The organism is Rhodococcus sp. AC861 (assembly GCF_979256035.1).
This window is the reverse complement of the sequence record NZ_CEEDMW010000004.1, coordinates 306,840-328,929: the sequence shown is the minus strand read 5'-3', so window position 1 is coordinate 328,929 and position 22,090 is coordinate 306,840. Positions and strand designations below refer to the sequence as shown.

20 protein-coding genes and 2 tRNA genes are annotated in these 22,090 nt (G+C 67.2%); 10 read left to right on the top strand and 12 right to left on the bottom strand.

The annotated features are described in order from the left end of the window. Nucleotides 1-59 precede the first annotated feature (59 nt). Complete coding sequence (locus tag AC0IX4_RS15045) at nucleotides 60-743, top strand: TetR/AcrR family transcriptional regulator (protein ID WP_471829656.1); 684 nt, start codon at nucleotides 60-62, stop codon at nucleotides 741-743. Nucleotides 744-746: 3 nt separating this feature from the next. Here the strand turns inward: AC0IX4_RS15045 and AC0IX4_RS15040 are convergent. From AC0IX4_RS15040 to AC0IX4_RS15030, 3 genes are all read right to left on the bottom strand, one after another. After that, nucleotides 747-820, bottom strand: a tRNA-Leu gene (locus AC0IX4_RS15040). A 31-nt stretch (nucleotides 821-851) separates the two neighbouring features. Beyond that, nucleotides 852-1,679, bottom strand: a complete 828-nt coding sequence (locus AC0IX4_RS15035; protein WP_082042843.1) for a sulfurtransferase — start codon at nucleotides 1,677-1,679, stop codon at nucleotides 852-854. A 59-nt stretch (nucleotides 1,680-1,738) separates the two neighbouring features. After that, nucleotides 1,739-3,187: a short-chain fatty acid transporter gene (locus tag AC0IX4_RS15030; RefSeq protein WP_042572994.1), complete on the bottom strand. Its 1,449-nt coding sequence runs from the start codon at nucleotides 3,185-3,187 to the stop codon at nucleotides 1,739-1,741. Nucleotides 3,188-3,333: 146 nt separating this feature from the next. Between AC0IX4_RS15030 and AC0IX4_RS15025 the strand changes: the two genes are divergently transcribed. The 4 genes from AC0IX4_RS15025 (at nucleotide 3,334) to AC0IX4_RS15010 (ending at nucleotide 6,367) form a co-directional block, all read left to right on the top strand. Then, nucleotides 3,334-3,678, top strand: a complete 345-nt coding sequence (locus tag AC0IX4_RS15025) for an MmcQ/YjbR family DNA-binding protein (RefSeq protein ID WP_042572993.1) — start codon at nucleotides 3,334-3,336, stop codon at nucleotides 3,676-3,678. Nucleotides 3,679-3,747: 69 nt separating this feature from the next. Further along, nucleotides 3,748-5,151 carry a ferredoxin reductase family protein gene (locus AC0IX4_RS15020; protein ID WP_156148766.1) on the top strand — a complete coding sequence of 468 codons (1,404 nt, stop codon included), beginning with the start codon at nucleotides 3,748-3,750 and terminating at the stop codon, nucleotides 5,149-5,151. A gap of 23 nt (nucleotides 5,152-5,174) precedes the next feature. Next, nucleotides 5,175-5,633, top strand: coding sequence for an FMN-binding protein (locus AC0IX4_RS15015; protein ID WP_471829654.1), 459 nt, complete (start codon nucleotides 5,175-5,177; stop codon nucleotides 5,631-5,633). After that, nucleotides 5,630-6,367 carry an FAD:protein FMN transferase gene (locus tag AC0IX4_RS15010; RefSeq protein ID WP_471829653.1) on the top strand — a complete coding sequence of 246 codons (738 nt, stop codon included), beginning with the start codon at nucleotides 5,630-5,632 and terminating at the stop codon, nucleotides 6,365-6,367. Before AC0IX4_RS15015 ends, AC0IX4_RS15010 begins: the two co-directional genes overlap by 4 nt. Here the strand turns inward: AC0IX4_RS15010 and AC0IX4_RS15005 are convergent. From AC0IX4_RS15005 to AC0IX4_RS14985, 5 genes are read right to left on the bottom strand one after another with little or no spacing between them, the layout of a single operon-like run. After that, a complete protein-coding gene (locus AC0IX4_RS15005; RefSeq protein WP_471829652.1) occupies nucleotides 6,348-7,295 on the bottom strand; it encodes a Ppx/GppA phosphatase family protein in 948 nt (315 codons plus the stop codon). The two genes, AC0IX4_RS15010 and AC0IX4_RS15005, sit on opposite strands and share 20 nt — an antisense overlap. After that, nucleotides 7,292-7,807, bottom strand: coding sequence for a DUF501 domain-containing protein (locus AC0IX4_RS15000; protein WP_042572989.1), 516 nt, complete (start codon nucleotides 7,805-7,807; stop codon nucleotides 7,292-7,294). The genes AC0IX4_RS15005 and AC0IX4_RS15000 overlap by 4 nt, the downstream gene beginning before the upstream one ends. A 35-nt stretch (nucleotides 7,808-7,842) precedes the next feature. Beyond that, entirely contained in the window at nucleotides 7,843-8,424 is a 582-nt protein-coding gene (locus tag AC0IX4_RS14995) for an FtsB family cell division protein (protein WP_042572988.1), read from the bottom strand. Nucleotides 8,425-8,432: 8 nt separating this feature from the next. After that, nucleotides 8,433-9,728 (bottom strand): phosphopyruvate hydratase, encoded by a 1,296-nt coding sequence (gene eno / locus AC0IX4_RS14990; RefSeq protein WP_042572987.1) that lies wholly within the window; start codon nucleotides 9,726-9,728, stop codon nucleotides 8,433-8,435. 54 nt (nucleotides 9,729-9,782) lie between these two features. Further along, the gene (locus AC0IX4_RS14985; RefSeq protein ID WP_471829650.1) at nucleotides 9,783-10,529 is read right to left on the bottom strand and encodes a lytic transglycosylase domain-containing protein; all 747 of its coding nucleotides are present in this window, start codon (nucleotides 10,527-10,529) and stop codon (nucleotides 9,783-9,785) included. A gap of 209 nt (nucleotides 10,530-10,738) precedes the next feature. Between AC0IX4_RS14985 and efeU the strand changes: the two genes are divergently transcribed. The 3 genes from efeU to efeB are packed head-to-tail and all read left to right on the top strand — an operon-like array spanning nucleotide 10,739 to nucleotide 14,023. Beyond that, the gene (efeU, locus tag AC0IX4_RS14980) at nucleotides 10,739-11,578 is read left to right on the top strand and encodes an iron uptake transporter permease EfeU (RefSeq protein ID WP_082518310.1); all 840 of its coding nucleotides are present in this window, start codon (nucleotides 10,739-10,741) and stop codon (nucleotides 11,576-11,578) included. Between the two features lie 44 nt (nucleotides 11,579-11,622). After that, on the top strand, nucleotides 11,623-12,762 hold the full coding sequence (efeO, locus tag AC0IX4_RS14975; protein ID WP_042572984.1) for an iron uptake system protein EfeO: 1,140 nt from the start codon (nucleotides 11,623-11,625) through the stop codon (nucleotides 12,760-12,762). Next, nucleotides 12,743-14,023 (top strand): iron uptake transporter deferrochelatase/peroxidase subunit, encoded by a 1,281-nt coding sequence (gene efeB / locus AC0IX4_RS14970; RefSeq protein WP_471829648.1) that lies wholly within the window; start codon nucleotides 12,743-12,745, stop codon nucleotides 14,021-14,023. Before efeO ends, efeB begins: the two co-directional genes overlap by 20 nt. A gap of 10 nt (nucleotides 14,024-14,033) precedes the next feature. On the opposite strand, the gene AC0IX4_RS14965 is transcribed toward efeB, so the two are convergent. The 4 genes from AC0IX4_RS14965 to AC0IX4_RS14950 form a co-directional block, all read right to left on the bottom strand. Beyond that, nucleotides 14,034-15,050 carry a nucleoside triphosphate pyrophosphohydrolase gene (locus AC0IX4_RS14965; protein WP_082042842.1) on the bottom strand — a complete coding sequence of 339 codons (1,017 nt, stop codon included), beginning with the start codon at nucleotides 15,048-15,050 and terminating at the stop codon, nucleotides 14,034-14,036. A 6-nt stretch (nucleotides 15,051-15,056) separates the two neighbouring features. Beyond that, the gene (gene mfd / locus AC0IX4_RS14960; RefSeq protein WP_056072576.1) at nucleotides 15,057-18,695 is read right to left on the bottom strand and encodes a transcription-repair coupling factor; all 3,639 of its coding nucleotides are present in this window, start codon (nucleotides 18,693-18,695) and stop codon (nucleotides 15,057-15,059) included. Between the two features lie 182 nt (nucleotides 18,696-18,877). Next, entirely contained in the window at nucleotides 18,878-19,522 is a 645-nt protein-coding gene (locus AC0IX4_RS14955) for a ScbR family autoregulator-binding transcription factor (protein WP_042572982.1), read from the bottom strand. Between the two features lie 162 nt (nucleotides 19,523-19,684). Continuing rightward, a complete protein-coding gene (locus AC0IX4_RS14950; RefSeq protein ID WP_042572981.1) occupies nucleotides 19,685-20,275 on the bottom strand; it encodes a TetR/AcrR family transcriptional regulator in 591 nt (196 codons plus the stop codon). Nucleotides 20,276-20,464: 189 nt separating this feature from the next. On the opposite strand from AC0IX4_RS14950, the gene AC0IX4_RS14945 reads away from it, so the two are divergent. Then, nucleotides 20,465-20,535, top strand: a tRNA-Gln gene (locus AC0IX4_RS14945). A 73-nt stretch (nucleotides 20,536-20,608) separates the two neighbouring features. After that, nucleotides 20,609-22,087, top strand: a complete 1,479-nt coding sequence (glmU, locus tag AC0IX4_RS14940; RefSeq protein ID WP_042572980.1) for a bifunctional UDP-N-acetylglucosamine diphosphorylase/glucosamine-1-phosphate N-acetyltransferase GlmU — start codon at nucleotides 20,609-20,611, stop codon at nucleotides 22,085-22,087. Nucleotides 22,088-22,090: the final 3 nt, after the last annotated feature.

Genomic DNA, 22,090 nt, shown 5'->3' with positions numbered 1-22,090 from the left:
GTGCGGAAGGTGGCGGCAGTCGAACTCGAGTGCATGGCCGAGGTGAGAGCATGGTGGGTATGTCCACGCCTCGACCGCCGGATGACGTTCCGGTTCGTGAACGACTGATCGCTGCAGCCGTTGCAGTGCTCGCAACGGACGGACCGGGCGAACTGAAGGTTCGGCGGATCAGCGAGCAGGCCGGGTCGACGACGATTTCGGTCTACCACCACTTCGGCGACATGCGGGGGCTCCTCGACGAGGTGGTCGCTCGGGGCTACGACACCCTGAAAGCTGCGATGCTCGAGGCGGAGAACGTCCATGCCGACCCCGGCGCACAACTGTTCGCCATGGCCCTGTCCGCGCGAGACATGGCTCTGGCCAACCCTCATCTGTACGACTTGATGTTCGGGCTGTCGACCCGCGGAGGGATCCGTGCTGCACCACCGAAGAAAGGCGGTGCAGCACGACGTCACTTCACAGAGGCCTATGCAGTGTTGGTTCGCTCGTGCGGGCGCTTGGTCGACACCGGTCGCACCGAGGGGTACACCGGCACGCAGATCGCGGCGCAGTTGTGGAGCATGGTGCACGGTTTCATCTCACTCGAGGCCGCGGGGCAGTACGACGACCTCACCGACACCGTCACAGAGTTGCTCGCGCCCATGGCGATCACGCATTTCATCGGAATGGGAGATACCCGCGAACGCGCGACGATCTCCGCATCGATCGCGCATCATGGCTGGACGGAGCGGGCCCGGATGTAGCGGTGCCCCCAGTCGGACTCGAACCGACAACACAAGGATTTTAAGTCCTCTGCCTCTGCCAATTGGGCTATGGGGGCCTGTCGCGGAATACCCTATCGGGCGATGCGATCAGCTGGTCTCCACGGGCCGATCGGGATCCGACGACCATGCAGACCACGATCCGGGATAGAGGGTCGCATCGACGCCGGCCACCGCGAGAGCTGCAATCTGGTGGGCAGCGGTCACTCCGGACCCGCAGTAGACCGCCACCTGGTCACCCGGTCGAATGCCTAACGCGCGGAACCGGTCTCGCAGGGTCGACGGATCCGCGAAGACACCGTCGCGAGTCAGATTGTCCGACGTCGGCGCACTGATGGCGCCCGGGATGTGGCCGGCTCGTGGATCGATCGGTTCCACCTCACCGCGGTACCGCTCCCCCGCGCGCGCATCGAGAACCGTGCCTACGAACGTCGCCACCTCGTCCGACGACACCGTCGGCAGGTGCCCCGGCGACAACGTCACCGTTCCGACGCGCGCCGCAGTCTCCTCGCCGGAACGAGTCTCTCTGCCAGCTGCGGTCCACGCGCCCAACCCACCGTCGAGCAGGCGCACGGTGGACAGGCCTGCCCACCGCAGCAGCCACCAGGCGCGCGCTGCGGCGAGGTTGCCGGTGGCGTCGTAGGCCACGACTGTCGACTCGTCGTCGATTCCCCACCGCCGTGCGTTGGCCTGCAGATCGGCGATGTCCGGCAGAGGATGACGACCGTCCGTGGGATCGCCGTGGCCGGCGAGTTCGGTGTGCAGGTCGACGTAGACGGCGCCGGGGATGTGCGCGTCCACGTATTTGCGATGGCCCTCCGTATCGCCCAGAACCCATCTGACGTCGAGAAGCACCGGTGGACGGGACGACTCCAGCGCAGCCGACAGCTCGGACGCGGTCCACAGAATCTCCGACATACGGGTGATGGTACGACGCACCGGGCGCGGCAGGTCCGCCGTCGCACCGACACCGGCATCTAGGCCGGAATCACCGGCGCCTCGAAGGTGAACGTGGTCCCGAGCAACCAGACGAGCAGCAGGACCACCGGGAAGTGGAAGATGAACTGCAGGAACGTGAATCCGATCAGGTCACGCGCTCTCAGCCCGAGCACGGCAAGGAGCGGGAGCATGAAGAACGGGTTGATCAGATTGGGTAGCGCCTCGGCGACGTTGTAGATCTGCACGGTCCATCCGAGGTTCATTTGCACATCGGTCGCCGACTGCATCACGTACGGCGCTTCCACCAACCACTTGCCGCCGCCCGACGGGACGAACAATCCGAGGATGACGGTGTAGACGGCGATGACGACTGCGAAAGCGCCGCCTCCACCCACCTCGGTGAAGAACGTCGCGAGGTGCTCCGAGACGGTGAACCCGCCGCGCCCTTCGGATTTCGTCAGGATCGCGGCCATGGCGGCGTACAGCGGGAACTGCACCAGAATGCCCGCTGTCGCCGGCACGGCCTTTGCCACCGAGTCGAGGAAACGTCGGGGAGTGCCGTGCAGCACGAGCCCCAACATCAGGAACACCAGCAGATAACCGTTCAAGCTGCTGACGACCGACAACACGGGCTTGGACAGCAGCTGCGACACCAGCCAGCCCAGCGTCATCGCCCCCGCGAGGATCGGGAGGACACGGCTGTACTCCAACCATTCTCCCGGCCGCGTGCGAGTGGGCGGTTCGGCGATCGTGTCGTCGAGGTCGACCGACATGGCGTCGGCCGTCTTGATCGCGGGTCCTGTGGGCGCCGACAGGTGAGCGATGATCACCGTCAGCACGATGATGATCACGCACATCAGCAGCGACTGCCAGGTGAAGATCGTGGTCCCGAAGTCGAGCACACCGGTGATCTGCAGCAGCGCCGGTGGGAGCGAGCTCGCGGTGGCCTGCAACTGGGCGGCCGACGACGACATGCCCAGTGCCCAGACGGCTCCGAGTCCCATGAAGGCCGCGGCACCCAGAGCTCGGTAGTCGACGCGGAGGTCGGTGCGGCGTGCGATGGCGCGCGCCAGCAGTCCGCCGAACACCAACGACAGTCCCCAGTTGAGGAACGACACCGAGCACGACATCAGAGCGACGAAGCTGACTGCTGTTCGCGGACTGTTCGGCAGCGCTGCCAACCGGGTGATCAATCGGGCCACCGGCGGCGACGTGGCCACCACGTATCCGGTGAGAACCACCATCGCCATCTGTAGCGTGAACGCGGTCAGATCCCAGAACCCGTTGCCGAAAGCGTCGACGACGTTCTGTGGCGACGACCCGTTGGCGAACGCTGCCACTGCCACCACCAGCACGCCGACCAGAGCGAAGATGTAGGCGTCGGGAAACCATTTCTCGGTCGCACGGGCCAGGGCCTGCGCGGTGCGCGCCAGACCCTTCTCGGTGGGAGCCTTCTCGCTCGAGGATTCGGTGTCACGAACGGTCATCGATGGGTCTCCTGCTCGTCGACGAACACTGTGTCGGGGGGCACATGTCCGATACGACCCAACACCGTCGACCCGACGGAACACAAGGGACATCGCCGCAGGCGCGTTCTGCGGTAATGCAGGCCGCGCAGTGACAGAATTGCGCCATGTCGACCGAGAACGACGTCAGAGAGATAGCGCTGTCGCTGCGCGGGACTTCCGAGAAGCCGTCCTACGGCACACCGGGGTTCCGCGTGAAGGACGTCCTGTTCGCACGGTTGCACGAGATGCCGGACGTTCTTCTCGCCTGGCGGCCGAGCATCGACGATCGCGAGGACCTGATCCGGTCCGACCCCGACAAGTACTTCACCACCGACCACTATGCCGAGCACTCCTCGGTGCTCATACGCTTACCGGCCGTCGACAAGGACGAACTGCGGGAACTCCTCGAAGAAGCGTGGGAGGCCCGCGCACCTGCCACTGTGCGGAAGCTGGGTCCCCGCCCCGACTGATCGCCGCTCACAGCGAACACCCGGGTACGTCCCAGCCCCACTGCAGTCATGGCGCCGAAACTCGGGCCCATGAACACCTCCTTGTCGCCCGAACGGACCGCCGTGCGCCCCGCGCCATGCGGTCCGGTCGTCCATCGATGGTGGCGCGACGTGTCCGCGCTCGCCGGATGGTCCGTACTCCTGGTCGTCGTCTCGCTGTGGGTGTCGGACGGAGGCGTGCACGACCTGGCAGGGTCGTGGGACACCGCGCTGACATCCTCCGGCCGCCTCCTGGGACTGATCGCGTCCGCACTGATGCTTCTGCAGATCTTCCTGATGGCGAGGGTGCCCTGGGTGGAGAAGGCTTGGGGCCAGCAGAATCTGACTCGACTGCACGGTGTGGTCGGCTTCACCTCGTTCGCCGCGATGATGGGGCACATCGTCCTCGTCACGGCCGGGTACGCCGCCGCCGATCCCAGCCGGATCGTCCCCACCGCGGTCGATCTCGTCCTGAACTATCCCGGCATGGTGCTCGCCGTACTCGGAACCGCCGCGTTGATCATGGTCGTGGTCACCTCCATGCGCGTGGCACGGGGACGGCTGCGCTACGAGTCGTGGCACCTTCTCCATCTGTACGCCTATCTGGGTACCGGCCTCGCCCTCCCGCACCAGCTCTGGTCCGGCCAGTCCTTCCAGCAGTCGACGACGGCGACCGTGTTCTGGTGGGGTCTCTACATTCTTTGTGCCGGAACGGTTCTGGTGTACCGCATCGGCCTGCCGGCGTGGACGTCGCTCCGATCGCCGATACGGGTGATCGGCGTCCACCGTGAGAGCGAGTCGGTGGTCTCGGTGACAGTGGGTGGTCCCGGGGTGGCCAGGCTCGACGCGCACGGGGGCCAGTACTTCCAGTGGCGTTTCCTGGACGGCCCGGGATGCTCACGCGCACATCCGTATTCGCTGTCCGCGACACCGGACGGCACGACTCTCCGGTTCACCGCCGCGATCGTCGGAGACGGCTCGTCCCGACTCACGCAGCTGCGCCCCGGAACGAGGGTTCTCGTGGAGGGACCGTACGGGCACATCCACGCCGGCGCTCGCACGCAACCGAAGACTCTGCTCATCGGCGCCGGCATCGGCATCACTCCGATGCGCGCGCTGATCGAGGACCTCTCGACGTCGCCGGGTGACGTCATGGTGATCAACCGCGCCCGCACGCGTGCCGACGCCGTCCTGCACGACGAACTCGTCAACATCACGCATCGCCTCGGGGCCGGATACGCGGTGGTGGACGGGCACCGCATTCCGGGACGCGACAGCTGGCTCCCGGTTTATGCCGCTCGCTGGTCCGACACTCACGTCCTCGCCCGGCTGTGCCCCGACGTCGCGGACCGTGACGTCTTCGTCTGCGGCCCTCCCGAGTGGGCCGCAGCAGTACGTCGGGCCGCGTCGGCCCTCGGCACACCGCCGCGACAGATCCACACCGAAAACTTCTGACACTACGACTCTCGAGGGACATCATGCGCCGCATATCCTGGTGGTTCGCCAGCACGGTCACCGCCGTCGTTCTGGCATTCAGCTACCACACATCCACCGGAACGACGCCGATGACGGCTGTCGTCGCCACCGCCGCCGCACCCACGGATACCGCCGCGACCGAGACTGCGGTTCCCACGGCGATCGAGTCGAACACCACTGCCGCGCAGACCTTCACCGGCGAATCGGTCGACACTCGATGGGGTCCTGTCCAGGTTCGGATCACCGTCACGGACGGCTCCCTGAGTGACGCGACAGCCATCGTCTACCCCACCGCGAACGGTAAGGATCAGCAGATCAATGCCCGCGCACTTCCCGTCCTGGGGAGTGAGGCGGTCGCGGCACAGAGCGCATCCATCGACATGGTCTCCGGCGCCACGGTCACCTCCGAGGGATATATCCGGAGTCTGCAGTCCGCACTCGATCAAGCCCACCTCGCATGACCACCCGGGCATGGGTCGAGCAGATCATGGGCCTGCCGATCTCTCTGCACGTCCGGGCGGCCGACACCGATCGCGACGACATCGCCGACGCGGTTGCCGACGCGTTCACCGACCTACGCCGAGCCGATGCCGTGTTCTCGACGTGGCGCGCCGACAGTGACGTGATGCGCTGCCGTGCAGGGACTCTGACCCTTGCCGCTGCCGATCCGACCGTCCTCGAGGTCGAATCGCTGTGCCGCCGCGCCGTTCAGGAGACCGGCGGCATCTTCACGACCGATCTGGTCGGGCCCGACGGATCGCGAGGTTTCGACCCGACGGGCGTCGTCAAGGGGTGGGCCGTGTCGCGAGCGGTGCGTTCGCTCGCCGGTCTCGACGGCCTCGCCTACGCGCTCAACGCCGGCGGAGACATCGTGTTCGGCACCGGACGGGACGGTCAGGACTTCGGACCCTGGCGTATCGGTATCCAGGACCCGACGGACCGCGGACGGATTGCCGACACCGTGTCGCTGACCGTGGGTGCCGTGGCGACATCGAGTTCGGCCGAACGCGGCGGGCACATCGTCGATCCGATCACCGACCAGCCTGTGGAGCAGGACTTCTCGACGACGGTGGTCGGACCGGACCTCGTCTGGGCCGACATCTGGGCAACCGCGACGTTCGTCGATCCGACCGCGCTGAACGGCCGCGATGCGTGGACCGACTACGGCCTACTGATCACCCACGGGCGACGCTGAGCGCGATCCCGTCGAGGATGTCGTGTTCGCTGACCACCAAAGTGTCGATTCCGGCCTCGGTGCCGATGCGCTCCGCCAATGTCGCAGCGATGATCGAGCCGCCGCCGATGACGTCCACCCTGCCTGGGTGCATGGGCCCCAGCGTGGACCGGTCCGCCCGAGTCATGCCGACAAGACGGTCGCAGACGTCACGAAGATCGGTGAACGGTATGCGCGAGAGATGGATTCGGTCCGGGTCGTACGCCGGCAGATTCTGTGCCACGGCGGACAGCGTCGTCATCGTGCCCGCCACACCGACCCAGGTCCGAGCATCCCGGACCGGCACGGCGTCGAACGCGGGCTCGAGGCGCTCCTCCACGAAAGCCTGGCCTGCACGGCGCTCCGCTTCGGTGGGCGGATCGGACTCGAGGCAACGCTCGGTGAGACGGACGCAGCCAATGTCGGCCGAGTAGGCAGCGCGAACACCGTCGGCGTCACCGAGGACCAGTTCGGTGGACCCTCCCCCGAGATCGACGACGAGGAACGGGCCGTCGGCGGGATCGAGGTCGCCGACCGCACCCGCGAACGACAGTCGTGCTTCTTCGTCACCCGAGATGACCTCGGCGACTGCATCCTTCGCGACCGGAGCGAGAACTCGGCGCGTCATATCGAAGAAGACCTGCCTGTTGTCGGCGTCGCGTGTCGCCGACGTCGCGACCATGCGAACCGCGTCGACACCGCCGAGCCTGTCGATGATGCCCACGTACTCGGCCAATGCCTTCTCGGTGCGTTCGATCGCTTCCGGTGCGAACGACCCGGTGGCGTCGACACCCTGCCCGAGACGGACCACCGTCATTTCCCGAGCGAGATCGCGCAGTCCGGAGTCGTCGATCTCGGCGACCAACAACCTGATGGAGTTGGTTCCACAGTCGATGGCGGCGACTCTCATGCCCGGAGCTCCTCGATGGTGGGCCAGTCGGACGGAAGCGCGGTTCCGCGCAGTTTGCCCTCTGCGGCCAGCGCCACGGACTCGTCGCCCAGCGGGTTGGCGCCCGGGCCCTTGGCCAGGGAATGAGCCATCAGCACGTGCAGGCACTTCACACGGTCGGGCATGCCGCCACCGGTGAAATCGGTTCCGAGGGGCTCGATCTCGTCGCGCTCGGCGAGATACGCCACGTGCGCGCGCCGGTACGCGGCGGCCAGATCCTCGTCGACCCCGAGACGCTCGGTCATCTCCCGCATCACGCCCGCCGACTCCTGCCGGCTGGCCTCGGCGGTGAGGCGAGGATCCGTCAAGTAGAAGAGCGTGGGGAACGGGGTGCCATCGGGAAGTTTCGGCGCGGTCTTGACCACGGCCGGACGGCCGTCGGGTGTGCGATAGGCGATCTCCAGCACGCCGCGGGGCTCGCGGCCGAGTTGGGCGGAGACGGCGTCCAGATCAGCGGGCGACACGTCGCTCATGGGTGACAGCCTTTTCGTCTTCGGAAGTGGGGGGTTCAGCGTGGAGTGGTCGCCGTGGACCACAGATCGCTGTACCACGGGCCCGGAGGCGCCGGCGGCGGATCGTTCTCGATGTCCGAACGTGCACGCGCACCGGGCAATTGGACCTGGTAGGGGGTTTCGCCGGGCATGACGTAGCCGAGGCGCTCGCGCGCCTGGGCCGTGATGTAAGCGGGATCGTCCGTCTGAGCCTTGCGGATCTGCAGGTCGCGCACCCGCTCCTCGAGCACCTGCCGCTCGTCGGCGACAGCGACCGCGTCTCCGCGCTGAGAGATATATGTGCGCAACGGAACTGCGAGGGTCAGCGCGAGCGCGCAGATCACCACGGCCAGCGCGACGGCTTTGCCCGTCGACAGGCCCAGGAACGTGCGGTCCTTCTTCTCACCACGACCACGGCGGGGCCGGCGCCCGACAAGCGCTGCGCCCTCGGTGACGACGTCGTTGACCACGCCCGAGACGGTCCGGGGCGTCGATGCCCCGGACCCGTCCCGGCGAGTGGATCGACCGGGACGCGCATCTCGACGCGGCGAACGGCCACCCGGCCGCGCCGCGCTACGGCGACTGTCCCGATCACTCATGGTGCTGCTCAGCTGTCCTTCGACGTGAAGTCGAGTCGCGGGAACGCCAGCTCGCCCGAGTACCGAGCGGCATCGCCGAGCGCTTCCTCGATGCGGAGCAACTGGTTGTACTTCGCGACGCGCTCGCTTCGTGCGGGGGCACCGGTCTTGATCTGTCCGCTGCCCACGGCCACGGCCAGGTCGGCGATGGTGGTGTCCTCGGTCTCGCCGCTGCGGTGGCTCATCATGGTGCGGTAGCCACTGCGGTGCGCGAGGTCGACGGCGTCGAGAGTCTCGGTGAGCGTGCCGATCTGGTTCACCTTCACCAGCAGAGCGTTGGCCGCACCCTTGACGATGCCTTCTTCCAGACGCTCGGGGTTGGTGACGAAGAGGTCGTCGCCGACGATCTGGACGCGGTCACCGATGCTGTCGGTGAGGGCGACCCAGCCGTCCCAGTCGTTCTCGTCCAGCGGATCCTCGATGGAGACCAGCGGGTACTGGTCCAGGAGTTCCGCGTAGAACGCCGACATCTCCTCCGACGAGCGGTTGCTGCCTTCGAACGCGTATCCCGTTCCGGCGGTGTAGAACTCGGTGGCGGCGACGTCGAGCGCCAGCGCGATGTCGGAGCCGAGCGTCAGACCGGTCTTGCCGACGGCCTCGGAGATGAGGTCCAGGGCGGCCTTCGTGCCGGCGAGGTCCGGCGCGAAACCGCCCTCGTCGCCCAGGCCGGTGGACAGGCCCTTCTCCTTGAGAACCGACTTCAGCGAGTGGTACACCTCGGCGCCCCAGCGGAGCGCTTCCTTGAAGGTCGGTGCACCGATAGGGGCGATCATGAATTCCTGCACGTCGACGCCACTGTCGGCGTGCGCGCCACCGTTGATGATGTTCATCATCGGCACGGGGAGGATGTGCGCGTTCGGGCCACCGAGGTAGCGGAACAGCTCGAGGCCGGCGGACTCCGCAGCAGCCTTGGCGACGGCGAGCGAGACGCCGAGGAGCGCATTCGCGCCGAGGCGTGACTTGTCGGCCGTGCCGTCGAGGTCCAGCAGAGCCTGGTCGACGGTGCGCTGCTCGATGGCGTCGAGGCCGATGACGGCCGGCGCGATCTCGTCGAGCACGGCGTTGACGGCCTTCTCGACGCCCTTGCCCTGGTACCGGTCTCCGCCGTCGCGAAGCTCGACGGCCTCGTGCTCACCGGTCGAGGCACCGGACGGAACGGCTGCGCGCGTGAGCGTGCCGTCGTCGAGTGCGACCTCGACCTCGACCGTGGGGTTGCCACGTGAGTCGAGGATCTCGCGAGCTCCGACCTGTTCGATGATGGCCACGAATGAACTCCTAATCAGGCATGTGGATGGTGCAGGCACTGCTCGCCCCACAGACTAGCCGGAGGGACGTGCACCGACGGAGTAGGCGGCGGCCGCGTCGCGCACATCCCTGGAGTAGACGCCCGACTGGTTGTACGCGAGGAGCGCCCGTTGCCACCCCTCGGGAGTGGTGAGGTCGCCGCCCCGCGCGCAGAGGTAGCGGCCCGCGGTGAGGGCTGCATCGTCGAGGTTGTCCGGGTCGGCCCGGCCGTCACCGTTGGCGTCGACGCCCCACTTGCGCCACGTCTCGGGAATGAACTGCATGGGCCCCATCGCCCGGTCGAACGTCGTGTCACCGTCGAGTTCGCCGCCGTCCGTGTCGGCGATCTCGGCGTTGCCGGCAGTGCCGTTCAACGGCACGCCGCGGATGGGAGGTGCCGACGTCCCGTCCACGCCGACGGACGATCCGGCAAAGGTTCCGTGCCGACTCTCGATGTAGCCGATCCCCGCCAGGGTCGTCCAGGCCAGCCCGCACCCGGGCGACGACCGTGCCATCACCGCGGCCGCGTGTCCGTAGGACTCGAGTGCGGTCGATCCGATACCGACCGGATCGGCGAGTGGGGCGGCCCAGTCCACCAACAGATCGGCAGATCTGCCGGGAGCATCGACGTCGATGGGAGGTAGTGGGGCACCGACTCCGGGTGGCACTCCCTCGGGTATCTCGATCCGAGGCCGATCGATCTCGCTGCATCCGGTCAGGACCACGGCGGCGATGAGGGCGACCGCCGTGCCGCGTCGACGCCCGAGGCGTAGTGGATGCATGACTCCATCATCCCGACAGAAAGTAATAAACAGTTAAAGAGAACCCAAAGTCCTGATCGAGCGCTGTTTTCCGGCCTTCCGCCCGTGTATGTTCAGCATCGAGTGAGGGTCGCCTTGCCTAAGACCTGTCGCTACTACGTATTTCTCCAGGAGAACCTGCCGTGTCCACACTCCTCGTCGCAGCGTCCGCGCCCTCCGTGGCCACGCAGATGGTCGGCAGCGGCCTGATCGGACTCCGCGAGGGACTGGAAACAGGCATCGTCGTCATGATCCTGGTCGCCTTCCTGGTCAAATCCGATCGTCGGGACGCGCTCCGATGGGTGTGGGTCGGTGTCGGATCGGCAGTCGCGATGGTCGCTGCGGTGTTCGCCGTCATCCACCTCGGCACGTCCACCGTCACCGGCCTGACCGCAGAGATCATCGCCGGGGCGGCATCGCTCGTGGCCGTCGCCATCGTCACCGGCATGGTGCTGTGGATGCGGACCGCCGCGGCGTCGATCTCGGGCAACCTCAAGGCCGGCATGGCCCGCGCGCTCGATGTCGGACCCGTCGCCGTGACGTCCCTGGCATTCCTGGCCGTCGGCCGAGAGGGAATCGAAACTGCCCTCCTGATGGTCGGGTATGCCGAGAACACCAACGGAAGTTCCTGGCCGCTGCTGGGGTTGCTGGCCGGAATCGCGACCGCTGCGGTCCTCACGGTGATGCTCTACCTCGGCACGATCCGCATCGACTTCGCCAAGTTCTTCCGCTACACCGGCATCTTCCTGGTGTTCGTCGCGGCAGGGATCCTCGCCTACGGCGTGCGGGCACTGCAGATCGGCGGCGTCCTCCCGGGTGGCAGCGCCACCGCCTTCGACATCAGCGCCACCTGGGATGCCGGCAGTTGGTACGGCACCGTCGTCGCGGGAATCTTCAACTTCCGCCCCGAGCCGACCGTTCTCCAGGTCGTTGCCTGGGTGGTCTACCTCGCGGTCGTCCTTCCGGTGTTCCTCCGGCCTGCCGTCCGGCCGGCAGCTGCCGTTCCCCAGCCGCAACCCGCGGCCTCCTGACCATTTCTGCATCCCGACCCCATTCTCGAAAGGGCCCTTTCTCCATGCGCACCACGACCCGACTTCTGTTCAGCGCGGCCGCGCTGCCCCTGGCACTGACGGCCTGCACCGAGAAGGAAACGCCGGTGGCAGCCGACGGCGGCGACATCATCGTCGACGCGAACGACAGCTCGTGCGACGTGGGTGCAACCAGTGCGCAGACCGGCAGCTCCACCTTCCAGGTGACCAACAACGGCTCCAAGGTCACCGAGTTCTACGTCTACGGTGACGGTGATCGCGTCATGGGCGAGATCGAGAACATCGGCCCCGGTGTCTCCCGCCAGTTGATCGTCGCCCTCCCCGAACCCGCCACCTACCAGACGGCGTGCAAGCCGGGAATGGTCGGCGACGGCATCCGCGGCGACTTCGTCGTCACCGGAGACGCTGTCAGCACCGACGCGGACGGCACGCTCGCCGAGGCGGCGGACGGGTACAAGCGTTACGTCGTCAGCCAGGTCACGGCACTGCAGGAGACCACCGCGACCTTCGTCGACGCCGTGAAGTCGGGAGACATCGAGAGCGCCAAGGCGCAGTTCCCGATCGTGCGGACCTACTACGAGCGCATCGAGCCGGTCGCCGAAAGCTTCCCCGACGACCTCGACCCCCGCATCGACCTGCGTGAGCCCGATGTCGAGCCGGGCACGGAGTGGACCGGCTTCCACCGCCTGGAGAAGGACCTGTGGGCGCAGGGCGTGCAGCCCGACACCGGTGCCGTCGCGGACCAGCTGAAGGCCGATGTCGACGAACTCGTCGCCGGTGTCCAGTCCCCCGACTTCGTCGTCGACCCGATCACCGTCGCCGGCGGGGCACAGGGCCTGCTCGACGAGGTCGCGCAGACCAAGATCACCGGCGAGGAAGACTTCTTCTCCCACACCGATCTCTACGACTTCCAGGCCAATGTCGACGGATCGCAGGCTGCCGTCGCAGCGCTGGCGCCGGTGTTGTCCGAGCGCGACCCCGAACTCGCCGCCACCATCGACCAGCGCTTCGCCGATCTCGACACCGAGCTGGCGAAGTTCCGTCAGGGCGACGGCTTCGTCTCCTACGACACGGTCACCGAACCGCAGCGCCAGGAACTGTCGAAGAAGATCGACGCGCTGTCCGCGTCGGTGAGTCAGGTGCAGGGTGTCGTCGCAGGCGCCTGAGCGCGAGTCCGACACGGACGCCGTCGCGACACCACCTCGGAAGCTCTCCCGCCGAGCCCTCTTCGGCGGCGTAGGAGCAGGCGCGCTCGCCGTCGGTGCCGGCGCCGTGATCGGCCGGTCGACGGCTCCCGAGCAACCCGTCGCCGCTGCGGCGGACGCCGTCGTACCGTTCCGGGGCGTGCACCAGGCAGGCGTCGTCACCCCCGCGCAGGACCGCATGCACTTCGTCACCTTCGACGTCACCACCACCTCTCGCGAGGACGTCGTCGCGATGCTCACCGCCTGGACGGCGATGGCGGAGCGGCTCACCGTCGGTGCCGAGTCGGTCCCCGGCGGCGTGGTCGGCGGCGGACAGTACGAGCCGCCCGGCGACACCGGCGAGGCATACGGCCTGCTGCCCTCGAACCTCACGCTGACCGTCGGATTCGGCCCTTCGTTCTTCGAAAAATTCGACCTCGCCGACCGCAAGCCTGCTGCGCTGCAGGAACTTCCGCGTTTCCCCGGCGACGACCTCGATCCCGCACGCAGCGGCGGAGACATCGCCGTCCAGGCCTGCGCCGACGACCCCCAGGTCGCCGTCCACGCCATCCGCAATCTGGCGCGCATCGCGTTCGGCACTGCGTCCGTACGCTGGTCGCAACTGGGATTCGGCCGCACGGCATCGACGTCGACGACACAGGCGACTCCTCGCAATCTGTTCGGTTTCAAGGACGGAACGAACAACCTCAAGGCCGAGGAGACCGCGGCCGTCGACGAGCACGTCTGGGTGGGCGAGGACGCCGGCACCGACTGGATGGTCGGTGGCACCTACCTGGTAGCGCGTCGTATCCGCATGAAGATCGAGCCGTGGGACCGCGCCGTACTGGGTGAGCAGGAACGCGTCATCGGCCGATCCAAGGCCACCGGCGCTCCCCTCAGCGGTGGCACCGAGTTCGACACCGTCGACCTCGGCTCGTCGACGATCGCCAAGGATGCACACGTGCGTCTCGCGTCGTCGGAATCGCTGGGCGGAATCAAGATCCTGCGCCGCGGCTACAACTTCACCGACGGGTCCGACGGCTTCGGCCATCTCGACGCGGGTTTGTTCTTCATCGCCTTCTGCAGCGATCCGCAGACGCAGTTCGTTCCGATGCAGGCTGCACTGGCACGTCGGGATGCGTTGAACGAGTACATCTCCCACGTCGGATCGGCCGTGTTCGCCTGCCCTCCCGGCGTGCCCGACGGTAGCGACGGGTACTGGGGCTCGACGCTCTTCGCGTGAGCGAACAGCGCTACCGCGTGGCGGCACTCCCCTGCGCCGGCGGGCGATGGTGCGACGCCGCGATCCGAGCGTCGTCCGTTCCGGTGGCGGCGAGCGGACGGCCGAACATGTCCGTGCCCGGCCAGTACTTCGACCACGCTCTCGCATCCATCTCGGCGGACCGGACGCCGTCCATCGCCGCGCCACGTTCGGCGGCACGGACGTCGGCGACGAACTCGTTGACGGTGCGCCGCAGGGTGTCCTCGGCGCTGGCACCACCGTGCTCGTCCGTGATGTCGATGCGCACCTCGAGCATGTGGTCCGGAACGAAATCTTTGGGCAGTCCGGCCCGGACAGCACGCGTGACCACCTGCTGAGCCAACGCCAACGACGGTTGAGCCATGGCGATGCCGTCGAGGCACGACGCCCGGGCCTTCTCGGCGGCCTTGCGCTCTTCCCACGCCTTCTCCTGCGCCACGATGTCCACGGGCGCTCCGGACGTGTCGTCGAGGTGCGGACTGCGATGGGTCAGTTTGGTCACCAGCGTCGATGCGACGTCGTCGATGTCGAACGCGTCGTCCCCGCCGTCACGAGCGATGCGTGAGTGGAACAGCACCTGCAGCAGCAGGTCGCCCAGCTCCTCCCGGATGGCGTCGGAATCACCGGACTCGATGGCGTCGAGAAGTTCGTAGGTCTCCTCGAGGAGGTAGGTCCGGAGAGTCTCGTGAGTCTGCTGCGCCTCCCACCCGCCGAGGGACCGCAACTTGTCGATGATGAAGACGGCCTCGGCGAGATTGCCGCCCTTGGGAACGGGGACCTCGATGACGTCCTCACCGCGGGTGATGCGTTCCTGCACGTCCGGGTTGTCCCGGCTGGTGCTGATGAGCACCTCGGGCTGGTCCTGGTCTCCGGCGGACGTGAAGCCCGTCAGACGCCAGCGGATGGACACCGGAACTTCCTCGGTGAACCCCACGGGCTTGTCCAGCAGCGATACCGCTGCGACCGGCACCATGGTCGGACGGAGGGGATCCAGAAGCAGCACTGTCATCTGCGTTCACACCCCGATCGGTTGCTCGACTCGTACGGAGCCCGCGGGCTGCCCGTCCATCGCGAGCAGCACGTCGGCGACGAACTGGAGCAGTTCCTCGTCGCGAACGCGGGCCGAACCGACTCCACCACCGGCAACGCGCGGAATCGGGATCTGCACCGTGCCGGTGGTCGCCCGATATTGCGCGCTGGGATAGAGCCGCTTCAACCGTATCTGCTTGGAGTCGGGTAGGTCCATCGGCGCCAACTTCACCATCGTCCCGGCCATCTGCACGTCGACGATGCCGTAGGAGCGGCACAGGATCCGCAGCACTGCGACCGCGACCAGTCGGACCACCTCGGCCGGCACCGGTCCGTAGCGGTCCGTGAGCTCGTCGATGACGGCGCCGATCTCGGCGTCGTTCTGGGCGGCCGCCAGCTTGCGGTACGCCTCGAGTCGCAGACGGTCGCTGGTGACGTAGTCGGGCGGGATGTGCGCGTCAACCGGAAGATCGATGCGCACCTCCTTCGGCGCCTCGTCGGTCGTGACCGGTCGGCCGTCGGCCACGGCGCGATACGCCTCGACAGCCTCGCCGACCAGCCGCACGTACAGGTCGAAGCCGACTCCCGCGACGTGACCCGACTGTTCGGCGCCCAGCACGTTGCCGGCACCGCGGATCTCGAGGTCCTTCATCGCCACGGCCATACCGGCGCCGAGGTCCGAGTTCTGCGAGATGGTCGCGAGCCTGTCGTACGCGGTCTCGGTCAGCGGCTTCTCGGGCGGATACAGGAAGTAGGCGTACCCGCGGTCGCGACTACGTCCCACTCGGCCGCGCAACTGGTGCAGCTGCGAGAGCCCCAACGAGTCGGCGCGCTCGACGATCAGCGTGTTCGCGTTGGAGATGTCCAGGCCGGTCTCGATGATCGTGGTGCAGACCAGGATGTCGAACTCGCGCTCCCAGAATCCCTGCACCGTCTTCTCGAGTGCGTCCTCGTTCATCTGTCCGTGTGCGACGACGACCCTGGCCTCGGGAACGAGCCGCCGGATGTTCGCGGCCGCCTTGTCGATGCTGCTGACCCGGTTGTGGACGTAGAACACCTGACCGTCGCGCAGGAGTTCACGACGGATCGCGGCGGCCACCTGCTTCTCCTGGTAACCACCGACGTAGGTGAGCACCGGATGGCGTTCCTCCGGAGGAGTGAGGATGGTCGACATCTCGCGGATGCCCGCCATGCTCATCTCGAGTGTGCGGGGGATGGGGGTGGCCGACATGGTCAACACGTCGACGTGCGTCCGCAGCGCCTTGATGTGTTCCTTGTGCTCGACGCCGAACCGCTGCTCCTCGTCGACGATGACCAGCCCGAGGTCCTTCCACTGCACTCCGGTCTGCAACAACCGGTGCGTGCCGACGACGATGTCCACGGTGCCGTCGGCGAGGCCGGCCAGCGTCTCCTTGGACTCGGCGGCATCGGAGAAGCGGGAGAGGCCTTTCACGGTGACCGGGAAGTTGGCCATGCGCTCGTGGAACGTCTGCAGGTGTTGCTGCGCCAACAACGTGGTGGGCACCAGGACGGCGACCTGCTTGCCGTCCTGCACTGCCTTGAACGCGGCGCGCACACCGATCTCCGTCTTGCCGTAGCCGACGTCGCCGATGACGACGCGGTCCATCGGGACGGCCTTCTCCATGTCGGCCTTCACCTCGGCGATGACCGTCATCTGATCGACCGTCTCGGTGAACGCGAACGCGTCCTCCATCTCCTTCTGCCACGGAGTGTCCGGACCGTACGCGTGACCCGGCGCGGCCTGACGGGCAGCGTAGAGCTGCACCAGCTCACCCGCGATCTCGCGAACTGCCTTGCGCGCCTTGCGCTTGGTATTGGTCCAGTCCGAGCCGCCCAGCTTGCTCAGACTCGGCATCTCCCCGCCGACGTAGCGGGACAACTGGTCGAGCGACTCCATCGGCACGAACAGCCGGTCACCCGGATGACCCCGCTTGCTGGGTGCGTATTCGACGACCAGGTACTCGCGGCGTGCACCCCCGATGACGCGTTCGACCATCTCGACGAACCTGCCGATGCCGTGCTGGTCGTGCACCACCATGTCCCCCGACGTCAACGCCAGCGGGTCGACCTGGTTACGACGCTTGGCCGGGAGTCGTTTGCCGTCACCGGCGGCGGCGACCCGGTTGCCGGTGAGATCCGCCTCGGTGACCACGACCAGAGCGGCGTCGCGAAGAACGAGGCCGGAGTGCAGAGACCCGCAGAGAACGCCGACGACGTCGGGTCCCGGCTGCGCTCCTGCGTCGAGGTGCACCGCGGGAACGCCGGCTTCTTTCAGACGCTCGACGGTGCGCTGCGCGGTTCCTGCCCCGGCGACGACGACGGCGACGCGTCCACCCGCGGCCATGTGCGCGGTGAACATCTGGAAGAGAGTCGCAAGCGCTTCCTCCGACCCTCGGACGTCCGGTGCGGCGTCCACGTCGAGGACGATCTCCTCGTCGCTGCCCGACGCCATCGGGCCGACGGTCCACCACGGACGACCGGCGGCGTCGGCGGTCTCGCGGACCTGGCGGAGCGAGCGGTACGCCGACGCGCTGAGGTCGAGCAGGTCGGACGTCGCCTCGGTGCCGTCGGCATCGAGGTTGCTGGTGTCGAGGGTACTGGTGTCGAGGGGTGCGTGGGCGCCGATGCTGGCGGCCGTCCACGACGCCTCGAGGAACTCCTTGCCGGTGCGCACCAGGTCGGTGGCGCGAGTGCGGACCTTTTCCGGATCGCACACCAGGACGTGGGCGCCCGGGGGCAGGGCGTCGGTGAGAAGTTCGAGTCCACCGGCTTTCAGGACCGGAAGCAGTGCTTCCATGCCCTCGACGGGGACGCCGGCAGAAATCTTCTCGAGCATCTCCACCAGCGCGGCGTCGCTCGTGTTGTCGGCGGCCAGACGAGCGGCGCGCTCACGGACGGCCTCGTCCAGGATCATCTCCCGACACGGCGGGGCGATGACCGAATCGACCTCGACGTCGGGAATGGACCGCTGGTCGGCGACCGCGAAGGCGCGGACGTCCGTGACCTCGTCGCCCCAGAATTCGATGCGGACCGGGTAGTCCGCCGTCGGGGAGAACAGGTCGAGGATGCCGCCGCGCACCGCGAACTCACCGCGCTTGCCCACCATGTCGACGCGCGTGTACGCCAGTTCGACCAGGCGCTTCTGCAGATCCTCGAAGTCGATCTCGACGCCCACACGCAGCCCGATGGGCTCGATCTCCCCCAGTCCCTTCGCCATGGGCTGCAGGACCGAGCGAACCGTGGTGACGATGATCTTCAGAGGGACGCCGTAGTCGGCGTCGTCGGGACGGGCGAGCCTGCGCAGCACCTCGATGCGACGTCCGACGGTGTCGGCGCCCGGCGACAGCCTCTCGTGCGGCAGCGTCTCCCACGACGGGAACTGCGCGACCGCACCGCCCACCATCTCGGTGAGCTCTGCAGTCAGGTCGTCCGCTTCGCGACCGGTGGCGGTGACGAGCAGGACGGGCGTCGTCTGCGCCATCGCCGCCGCGATGAAGGCTCGGGCGGGTGTGGGTGCGACGAGGGTGGCCGTCGGCCTCCCCGACATCTCGACGATCCGGGTCAGAGACGAGTCACGCAGCGCGCACTCGAGGAGGCCCGACATACTGCCACCGGCCAACGTAGCGGCGGAATCATGAACGGACGGCGAGGACACCAGCAGAACTCCTGACGAGAAGACGACGTGATCGAGCCGAGGTGCGGACACCCCTCGAGGGCGGCAACCCGACGGCGACGATTCACTCCCGATTCTAGGAGGTGCGGCCGACAACTCCGACCGGCGAGGTGTCAGGCGCCGTAGCGGAGGACGCGGCGCGCGGCGAACTCGCGGAAGTAATCGAGCTTGCGTGCGGGAACCAGCGACGGGAGCAGGTAGTGCCAGAGCCGCTCCATACGGGACGACAGCTCCTTGGTGCTGTCGGTGGCCACGGCAACCATGTGCGCGCCGACGATGACCTCGAGGAACAGCATTCCCGTGGTCACGGGGTCGAGGTCGGGTTCGAGGTCACCTTCGTCGATCGCGCGGCGAGCCAGACCGGTGTGGTACTCCGACCACCCCTCCATGACGTTCTCACCGGTGCCGCGGTAGTCGCCGATCTGGTGCTTGAGCCGGAACATGGCCGACACCATCGGATCGGTGACCGCGAGGTCGACCGTGATGTACGAGACGCCGATCTCCGCTTCGAGAGCGGGAATGCGGCCGTCGTCGAGAGCACGGCACGCGACGGTGAGGCGCTTGACACCCTCGTCGATGACGGCGCGAGCCAGCTCTTCCTTCGACCCGAAGTGGAAGTAGAGCGCGCCCTTGGTGACCTGCGACTGCGAAATGATCTCGCTGAGGCTGGCATTGGCGTAACCGAGACGCAGAAAGACATGGGCTGCCCCCGCGAGCACCGTGTCGCGTGTGATCTCGGCGCGTGCCTGTCTAACCATGCGTTCCGCCTCGAAAGTTTGGGGCAATGAATCCGTGAACAACGCGAGAACGGTACCACTGGACCACTACGGCCCACGGGCACTCGTCCAGGAGTCCGAGTGTCGTGTCGTCACGACCACGACGTCGGTCCATCGTCGCTACCACCGATGATACCCGCGCTTTCAGCTCCCCAAGCGGGGATCGGGCTCCAGATTCGTCAGCCCGTTCCAGCACAGGTTCACGATATGAGCGGCCACGACCTCCTTCGACGGCGACCGTTCGTCCAGCCACCATTGAGCCGTCATGGAGACCATTCCGACCAATGCCTGCGCATACAGCTGGGCATTGGCGGGATCGATGTCGCGTCGGGAGAAATCGCCGGCGAGGATGTGACCTACCTGCCCGACCGCATCGTTGAGGAGGCTCGAGTACGTCCCCTCCGCCGCCGCCACCGGGGAGTCGCGGACCAGGATCCGGAATCCGTCGCTGCGTTCCTCGACGTACGTGAGCAGAGCCAACGCCACCCTCTCGACACGGATGCGGGACCTGTTCTCGGTGAGCGAGGAGGTGATCATCGACAACAGAGTCGACATCTCTCGATCCACCACGACCGCGTACAGGCCTTCCTTACCGCCGAAGTGCTCGTAGACGACGGGCTTGGACACCTGCGCGCGCTGGGCGATCTCCTCGATGGACGTCGCCTCGTAGCCGCGCTCGGCGAACAGGGCCCGACCGATCTCGATCAGCTGTGCTCTGCGCTGAGTACCGGTCATGCGAACCCTCGGTGCGCGTTCCGGTGGGACCGCGCTGTCCCGTGGCTCGCTGCGCTCGGTATCGCGGGGCGCATCAGGCGTCGACGTCATGTCTGCAAGAGTTTCACGACCGCCCCGGATTCGTTTTACGCAGTGGGGGCTCTCGTGCGAGGATCGACGCGCTCGGCGCACGATCGGCCGGGGCAACCATCCGCCGTGGTGTAATGGCAGCACCTCTGATTTTGGTTCAGATAGTTCAGGTTCGAATCCTGGCGGCGGAGCCGAAGCTCGCTGGTCACGGGTGGTGCCGAACGAAACGTTCGGTCCGTCCACCGAAGTCGCTCGAGGAGATTCATGACGTCGAAGGTCGCTGTTGTCGTGCTCGCCGCGGGGGCGGGTAGTCGAATGCGATCGGCGACACCCAAGGTGCTCCACGAGCTGGGTGGGCGGTCCATGCTGGCGCACGCCCTGCACGCGGCGGACGGTCTGGATCCCGATCATCTGGTGACGGTCGTCGGCCACGATCGCGAGAAGGTGGCGGCAGCGGTCGGACACCTCGCGGAGACTCTGGGCCGCACCATCGACATCGCAGTCCAGGACGAGCAGCACGGCACCGGACACGCAGTCCAGTGCGGTCTCGCGTCCCTCCCGGACGACTTCGACGGCACCGTCGTCGTCACCGCCGGCGACGTCCCCCTGCTGGACGCCCACACCCTGCAGGCCCTGCTGCACGATCACCTGTCCTCCCCCGACACCGTCGCCGTGTCGGTGTTGACGTCGGTCCCCGAGGACTCCACAGGGTACGGACGCATCGTCCGCGACTCCTCGGGCCGGGTCCAGGAAATCGTCGAGCACGCCGACGCCACCCCCGAGCAACTGACCATCACCGAAGTGAACTCCGGTGTCTACGCCTTCGACGCGGCGTCGTTGCGCGTGGCGCTCGACTCGCTCGGCACGAACAACGCCCAGCACGAGCTGTACCTGACCGACGTCCTGAAGATCTCCCGCAGCCGTGGACTTCCCGTGTTCAGTACCCAGCTCACCGACGCGGCCCTGGTCCGCGGGGTCAACGACCGGGTGCAGCTCTCCGAGGTCACGCGCATCCTCAACGACCACGTGCTCGCCCGTCACATGCGGGCCGGTGTCACCGTCGTCGATCCGGCAACGACGTGGGTCGACGTCGAGGTCACCATCGGACGCGACGCCGTCCTGAAGCCGGGAACCCAGCTGCACGGCCGCACCGCCATCGGAGAACACGCCGTCATCGGACCCGACACCACGCTCACCGACGTCTCCGTGGGGTCCGGCGCCTCGGTGGTGCGCACTCACGGTTCCGAGTCGATCATCGGCGCGGACGCGACCGTCGGCCCGTTCACCTACCTGCGTCCCGGTACCGAACTGGGAGTCGAGGGCAAGCTCGGCGCGTTCGTCGAGACCAAGAACGCCACGATCGGCGCCCACTCCAAGGTGCCCCATCTGACCTACGTCGGCGATGCCACCATCGGCGAGCACTCCAACATCGGGGCGTCGAGCGTCTTCGTCAACTACGACGGCGTCGGCAAGAGCCGCACCGAGATCGGTTCGCACGTGCGCACCGGCTCCGACACCATGTTCATCGCGCCGGTCCGCGTGGGCGACGGGGCCTACACGGGTGCCGGAACCGTCCTACGTCATGATGTACCGGCGGGCGCGCTGGCCGTATCCGGTGGTCCACAACGGATCATCGAGGGCTGGGTGCAGAAGAAACGTCCGGGAACGCCGGCGGCCGATGCCGCCGAACGTGCCCGCTCGACCGAGCACGACACGAGTACCAACATTGAGGACGGCGAGTAGAGC

Coding starts and splice junctions, on each gene's coding strand:
- AC0IX4_RS15000 (WP_042572989.1), bottom strand. CDS start 7,807: ATGAGCGACGTGTCGCCCGCTGATCTGGACGCCGTCTCCGCCCAACTC.
- AC0IX4_RS15035 (WP_082042843.1), bottom strand. CDS start 1,679: ATGTCGGAGATTCTGTGGACCGCGTCCGAGCTGTCGGCTGCGCTGGAG.
- AC0IX4_RS15025 (WP_042572993.1), top strand. CDS start 3,334: ATGTCGACCGAGAACGACGTCAGAGAGATAGCGCTGTCGCTGCGCGGG.
- AC0IX4_RS14985 (WP_471829650.1), bottom strand. CDS start 10,529: ATGCATCCACTACGCCTCGGGCGTCGACGCGGCACGGCGGTCGCCCTC.
- AC0IX4_RS15005 (WP_471829652.1), bottom strand. CDS start 7,295: ATGAGAGTCGCCGCCATCGACTGTGGAACCAACTCCATCAGGTTGTTG.
- AC0IX4_RS14965 (WP_082042842.1), bottom strand. CDS start 15,050: ATGACAGTGCTGCTTCTGGATCCCCTCCGTCCGACCATGGTGCCGGTC.
- AC0IX4_RS14955 (WP_042572982.1), bottom strand. CDS start 19,522: ATGGTTAGACAGGCACGCGCCGAGATCACACGCGACACGGTGCTCGCG.
- AC0IX4_RS15045 (WP_471829656.1), top strand. CDS start 60: ATGTCCACGCCTCGACCGCCGGATGACGTTCCGGTTCGTGAACGACTG.
- AC0IX4_RS15010 (WP_471829653.1), top strand. CDS start 5,630: ATGACCACCCGGGCATGGGTCGAGCAGATCATGGGCCTGCCGATCTCT.
- AC0IX4_RS15030 (WP_042572994.1), bottom strand. CDS start 3,187: ATGACCGTTCGTGACACCGAATCCTCGAGCGAGAAGGCTCCCACCGAG.
- AC0IX4_RS14950 (WP_042572981.1), bottom strand. CDS start 20,275: ATGACCGGTACTCAGCGCAGAGCACAGCTGATCGAGATCGGTCGGGCC.
- AC0IX4_RS15020 (WP_156148766.1), top strand. CDS start 3,748: ATGAACACCTCCTTGTCGCCCGAACGGACCGCCGTGCGCCCCGCGCCA.
- efeU (WP_082518310.1), top strand. CDS start 10,739: ATGGTCGGCAGCGGCCTGATCGGACTCCGCGAGGGACTGGAAACAGGC.
- AC0IX4_RS14995 (WP_042572988.1), bottom strand. CDS start 8,424: ATGAGTGATCGGGACAGTCGCCGTAGCGCGGCGCGGCCGGGTGGCCGT.
- efeO (WP_042572984.1), top strand. CDS start 11,623: ATGCGCACCACGACCCGACTTCTGTTCAGCGCGGCCGCGCTGCCCCTG.
- AC0IX4_RS15015 (WP_471829654.1), top strand. CDS start 5,175: ATGCGCCGCATATCCTGGTGGTTCGCCAGCACGGTCACCGCCGTCGTT.
- mfd (WP_056072576.1), bottom strand. CDS start 18,695: ATGTCGGGCCTCCTCGAGTGCGCGCTGCGTGACTCGTCTCTGACCCGG.
- glmU (WP_042572980.1), top strand. CDS start 20,609: ATGACGTCGAAGGTCGCTGTTGTCGTGCTCGCCGCGGGGGCGGGTAGT.